At 38.1% G+C, this 3,860-nt stretch carries 2 protein-coding genes; one reads left to right on the top strand and one right to left on the bottom strand.

The genetic code is table 11. The features are described from left to right. Window positions 1-705 (bottom strand): DEAD/DEAH box helicase (locus Q0L68_RS17570; protein ID WP_296705567.1); only part of this gene is annotated, 705 nt, incomplete at its 3' end. A 516-nt stretch (window positions 706-1,221) separates the two neighbouring features. Between Q0L68_RS17570 and Q0L68_RS17565 the strand changes: the two genes are divergently transcribed. After that, a complete protein-coding gene (locus Q0L68_RS17565; protein ID WP_296705566.1) occupies window positions 1,222-3,765 on the top strand; it encodes a c-type cytochrome in 2,544 nt (847 codons plus the stop codon). Window positions 3,766-3,860 lie beyond the last annotated feature (95 nt).

Genomic DNA, 3,860 nt, shown 5'->3' with positions numbered 1-3,860 from the left:
CAATAATGGGCCTTTTTTCTCTGCGCTTACCCGATAGGCATATTGATCAATAAGGTCTATCTCAACTTCAGCCGGTTTTACAGAAATCCTTTTTGGGTCTTTTAGTAATGATTCGATCATTCCTTCCAGCGTTTCGTCCATCGTTGCCGAAAAAAGAACGTTTTGACGCTTTTTGGGAAGTTCAGAGAGAATTTGATTTACTTCCTCTCTAAAACCCATGTTTAAAACTTTATCCATTTCATCCATGACAAGTACTTGGACTTCAGAAAGGGAAAGAGAGTTTTTGGAAAGTAAGTCCAATAATCTACCTGGAGTGGCGACCAAGATATCGGTCCCGTTCATTTTCATCATTTGTGGATTGATGGATACTCCTCCAAAGACAGCAACAGTCTTAACTCTTCTTTTTAGAAATCTGGAAAAATTGTCAGCTACTTGTGCCACTTGTGATGCCAATTCCCTTGTTGGTACCAAAACTAAAACTGGGATATTTCTACTCCTGTTTTCCTTTTTTTCTTGTAAAAGTTGAAGTATGGGAAGTATGTAAGAAGCTGTTTTTCCGGAACCGGTAGGTGCAATTCCCAATATGTCCCTCTGGTCTAAAAGTGCTGGAATCGCTTCAATTTGAATTGGATAAGGGTCTTTATAATTGGCTTTTTCAATTGCTTTGAGCAATTCATTATTTAATCCTAGTTTGGAAAACTTCATCTCTAATTAGTTTCCACAAAGGTAGGGATGTTCTCTGATTGAGTTTAGCCAAATTTGTATTGCTTTATTTATTTCATCCGGCCACTACTTCTTTGTTATGGACTTTACTGATCGTACCATCATGAAAATAACTAACACAGGTTGAAGCATTTCCTACAAATGCCTACGGAAATTTCCCAGCAATGAAGTAGCAATTCCTGCATCTTTTGAGAATCGATCCATGAATAGTACTGCATCAATAGGCCCATATCATCCATAAGCTTAAAAAAAATAGCATAGCGATCTTTTGGAGTAGTCGATCAAGAATAGAGTTTGCTTTTTAAAATAGCCTTCAAAAGGGATAAATAATTGTTCTGGGATCTTTTTTAATTGTAAAAAAGTCTAAAATAATTGAACCGTTTAGTGAAATAAGCTTGTGAATCCATTGAATAAGTTTCAAATTAGGAGGTGTGCCTTTTTTATAAAATTGAATTTTCAATGTATAGATTGGGCACTTGAATAACCCAAGATTTACCCATGTCAATTAACCATTTAACAAGCGTCAGTTTATTGATGCTGTTGATTATTTCTTGCTCTAATCCTCCAAAAGATGACCCGAGTGCAATTTCCCCTCCAAAATCACCGGAAGAGGAGCTGAAATCTTTTCAATTGGAACCTGGGTTTGAGATTCAATTGGTGGCAGCCGAACCTATGGTTCAGGAACCTGTCGCCATCCAATTTGATGAAGATGGTAGACTCTGGGTTGTAGAAATGCGCGGCTATATGACAGATATAGAGGGAAGCAATGAGGATAAACCACTTGGTAGGATTTCCATTTTAGAAGATTTAAATGGAGATGGTGGAATGGATAAATCAACCATTTATCTCGATAGTCTGATTATGCCCCGATCTTTAGGATTGTTTTCAGGAGGTGCTTTGGTTGCTGAAAATAATGCACTGTGGGTGACCAAGGATTTAGATGGAGATTTGAAAGCAGATTCTAAGGTGTTGTTGGATTCAACTTACTCAAGTAATGGGGTGGTTGAACATACGGATAATGGCTTTGTGAGAAACATAGATAATTGGTATTACAGTGCTAAGTCCAGGCTCAGATATAAATTGGAGGACGATAAATGGATTCGGGACAGCACTGAATTCCGTGGTCAATGGGGAATATCTCAAGATGATAAAGGTCGTTTGATATACAATTACAATTGGTCCCAACTACACGGTGACCTAGTTCCTGCAAATTATCTTTCACGAAACCCAAATCACACTCCATCGACGGGAATAGACCATGGATTAACAATTGATCGCAGAATTTATCCCATTAGATCTAATCTTGCTATCAATAGAGGATATATTCCAGGGACTTTAGATGAACAGGGAAGGCTATTGGAGTTTACTTCTGCCTGCTCACCAATTGTATATAGAAGCTCTTTATTTCCGGAAGAATATGCTGGAAATATATTCGTAATGGAGAATGCCGGGAATCTTGTAAAACGGAATGCAGTAACTGAAAGTGGAAACTTATTAGAGGCAAATGATCCAAATCCCGGTAGAGAATTTTTAGCTTCTACAGATGAAAGATTTAGGCCAGTTCATGGTACCATTGGTCCTGATGGGGCTTTATACATTGTAGATATGTACCATGGCATAGTCCAACACTTTGCTTACATGACTGAGTATTTGAAAGAGCAAACTCTCAAAAGAAAACTTGATGCTCCAATTCACATGGGGAGGATTTGGAAAATAGTTCCTGAAAATGAGAGTCCTAAAAAAGTAGAAAAGCTATCCACAAAATCCAGTTCTGAGTTAGTAGGATTCCTATCTCATCAAGATGGTTTGTACAGAGATTTAGCGCAAAGAATTTTAGTTGAAAAAAAGGACTTATCTATTGTTCCGGAATTAAAGGAATTGATATTAAATCCATCTAATGAATTAGGCTCTTTTCACGCACTCTGGACATTGGAAGGAATGGGTCAGGCAGAAAGTGATTTCCTTTTTGAGCTCCTAAATAATAAGAGCGAACTTATGCAGAGTTCGGCTTTAAGAATTTTAGATGAGAAAGCAGAAAATAACACTGAGCTCAAAGGCAAATTGGGTAAACGGATGATCCAGTTGGTTGAAACTGCCGATGAGACATTGGATTTACAACTAGCCTTGAGTTCTTTCGCTGTTGGTAATCAGGATGCTCAGATTATTTTATCAAAATTATTAAGGAAACGCGGACAAGATGCTTTGATTCGAGATGCCGTTATGAGTAGTTTGGCTAATAGGGAATTTGAATTCCTTAAGTCTACTTGGCAATCGGAGGAATGTGGAAATAATCAATCTGAGCAAGAAATATTTTTGGAAATGCTAACAGCCGCTATTGTGAAAAAAGCAAGTGAAAAAGAGATAAAAGACCTCCTTGCCCTAGTTGACCAACCTGAATTAGGATGGAAGGAGCAGGCTGTTTTGGCATCTCTGGCCATTCAATCTGCAAATTCTCCTGAAAAAGGATTTGTAGCATTCAATTCAGAGCCTGCAATTTTACTTCGAAATGATTTGCCTTTGGAAGCCAATAGAATTGAGATGTTAAAAAGTATGTTTTCTTGGCCTGGTTTTGACCCAAAAGAAGCGACAATTTCCACAGGAACTTTGGATGAAGAATCCATGAAGCAGTTTGCAGAAGGCAGACAGAAGTTTTTGGTTAGTTGTGCAAGTTGTCATGGTGCAAATGGAAGGGGAGCAAATAGGATGGGACCTCCTCTGGTAAATTCAGAATGGGTTTTAGGAGATGATAAAAGACTTTCATTGATTTTATTACATGGTATTGAGGGTCCGATAGAAGTGGATGGGAAAAAATATGATTCTCCCGAAATTCTTCCGGTGATGCCGGCACATTCTACGATGGATGATTCAAGTATAGCTGCTATTCTGACTTACATACGAAATGAGTGGGGAAATCAAGCGACTCCAGTTTCAAGAAGAACAGTAGGAGGCATGCGAGTGACTACTCAAGGTAGGGTTTATCCTTGGTCAGCTGCGGAATTAAATAAACATATAGAAAATTTGGAAGCAAGTGCTTCGAATTAATGATAAATCCAGCCCAGAATAATATGAAAAATGAAGCTTTAATATCGAATGTGGGGAGGAGAGATTTTCTAAGAAGGGCAAGCTTAGGAACTTTA

The organism is Algoriphagus sp., assembly GCF_024642405.1.
Lineage (GTDB): Bacteria > Bacteroidota > Bacteroidia > Cytophagales > Cyclobacteriaceae > Algoriphagus.
This window is presented reverse-complemented; position numbering and strand designations above follow the sequence as displayed.

Coding starts and splice junctions, on each gene's coding strand:
- Q0L68_RS17565 (WP_296705566.1), top strand. CDS start 1,222: ATGTCAATTAACCATTTAACAAGCGTCAGTTTATTGATGCTGTTGATT.